The 1,889-nt window shown below is 40.7% G+C and carries 3 protein-coding genes; all 3 read left to right on the forward strand.

The features are described from left to right. Positions 1-71: 71 nt before the first annotated feature. The 3 genes from ACXAFQ_RS20360 to ACXAFQ_RS20370 all read left to right on the forward strand — a co-directional run bounded on the left by ACXAFQ_RS20360 (position 72) and on the right by ACXAFQ_RS20370 (position 1,636). On the forward strand, positions 72-554 hold the full coding sequence (locus ACXAFQ_RS20360) for a hypothetical protein (protein ID WP_474825198.1): 483 nt from the start codon (positions 72-74) through the stop codon (positions 552-554). 124 nt (positions 555-678) lie between these two features. Then, entirely contained in the window at positions 679-1,170 is a 492-nt protein-coding gene (locus ACXAFQ_RS20365; protein ID WP_474825199.1) for a hypothetical protein, read from the forward strand. A gap of 139 nt (positions 1,171-1,309) precedes the next feature. After that, positions 1,310-1,636 carry a hypothetical protein gene (locus ACXAFQ_RS20370; RefSeq protein WP_474825200.1) on the forward strand — a complete coding sequence of 109 codons (327 nt, stop codon included), beginning with the start codon at positions 1,310-1,312 and terminating at the stop codon, positions 1,634-1,636. Positions 1,637-1,889: the final 253 nt, after the last annotated feature.

Genomic DNA, 1,889 nt, shown 5'->3' on the forward strand with positions numbered 1-1,889 from the left:
GGCGGCTGTGTCACTTCGTTCCGATTATAGCCGCCGTGTTTGCGCCCCTAAGCAGGGTGTTATAAGCCACTATGAAAACAGTAACTTCACTTCCTGATGATGTAATAAACGAAGGTTCATTCTTCGTAGAAACTTATAAGCGTAAGATGTTAGGTTTTATGGCTCCAGCATTCGCATATTTTTTAATCCCTAAGGACTTAAATATCGAAGCTGTTTTGTTTGTTGTAATTTTTTACTTTTACGTGTTATTCCTGTCAAATGTCTCTAGAATTCTTTGGCAGTTTGCCCGTTTAACTTGGGCAAAACTGTTTGGCTCTTTAATATTTGGGTTACTTGCCGTCACATTCTTCAGGTTCTTCGATATTAACCATTGGCTCATCCATGAGGTAGGGTACATACCTGAAGGTGAGGTAAAGCAAAACTTTGCGGCCATATTCTTTGTGCCATTTGTCGCTGCATACTTTGACTCTTTCAAAAACGTAGAGTTAGCCTTTTATCGTTCAAAGGGTTATGAGTATCAAGGATGGCTAAGTGGTAATTTTGGTGGCTTATAACAAACGCATTAAATCGCTCGCAAACTCGCTGGGACGCTAACACATGGGCTGCGTCACTTCGTTCCTAATTTTAGCCCATGTGTTATCGCCCTTTATGCGGGTGTTATGTGACAAGGAGGAATATTTGATATCTGAATCATTAGGCAAGATCGTAGGGTTAATTCTTTCACACAGTGTGCTTATTGGAAGCGACCTTCAAGAAGGTGAATTGCTTGTTCCAGTTGTTATCTATTATCAAGATGGCACACGCAAAATAGAAAGCTTTGAATCTGAAACTCAAAACGAAGCTGTGCAGCTAGCACTTCAATTCATCGACTCTATGCCAGACGATGTTGATGCATGGGCTTACGTTCAAGATGGCCTTATAACTTTAGATAATGGGCAAAAACAAGATGTCTACTTTCTTAAAGCTTGGGTGAACGGCATGTCTGTCCCACTTGAACTTTATCAAATGTACCAATATCAACCGTTTGAGCTAATCGAATATATAAAGGTTTTAAATTTCGAATCTACGGGCTTGAGTATGGAAGACGCTGATTTATTTTCTACTGCATTAACCGAAGGCCTTTATTCACATCCATCAGCTACAAAAGAGCAGGTTCAGCGGTGGTTTTAAACAAGTCACATAACAATCAAATTAAGTCGCTCGCAGGCTCGCTGGGACACAAACATGGCGGCTGTGTCGCTTCGCTCCGATTATAGCCGCCATGCTTGTGCCCCTTATTTGGGTGTTATGTGCCAAAGGGAATTGAAAATTGTTTAATATTTTAGACAAAATGCATCACAAAGGCTCTATTCGAAACTGGTTCGCATGGATTGAAGCACTAACATTAACTGCTGCACTATTCATAGCAGCAATTAAAACTGGTGCAATGGTATTGTATATTTTAGCAGTTATTTCCACTGTACTAGCTTGGTGGACAGCAGTACGAAGCCTTTTAGATAGTTTGAATCATTGGCTATCCAGTTTACCAATGCCGTTGTGGCTTAAGATGTTAATTCAGGCCCCAATTGCCTTTGTTACACCGACTGTAGTATTTGTGCTATTAGCTGTTGCGTTATACGGTTTTATTGAAAGTTAGGCACATAACAAACCACTCAAGTCGCTCGCAGGCTCGCTGGGACAGTAACACATGGGCTCTGTCGCTTCGCTCTGATTTTAGCCCATGTGTTACTGCCCCTTAGTGGGGTGTTAGCAGCCAATTGGAAAGTACAATGGACGTAACGGATCTAAAGGCTTTTATTCCAAGCAAAGACTATGAAGTATCAAAATCATTCTACTCAGAAATTGGTTTTGATTCTGAATATGTAACTGACAACCTCACATTATTTCAA

Source organism: Alteromonas sp. ABH2_165 (genome assembly GCF_056159945.1).

Excerpts from the sequence above, each read along its gene's own strand:
- ACXAFQ_RS20360 (WP_474825198.1), top strand. The coding sequence starts at position 72 with ATGAAAACAGTAACTTCACTTCCTGATGATGTAATAAACGAAGGTTCA.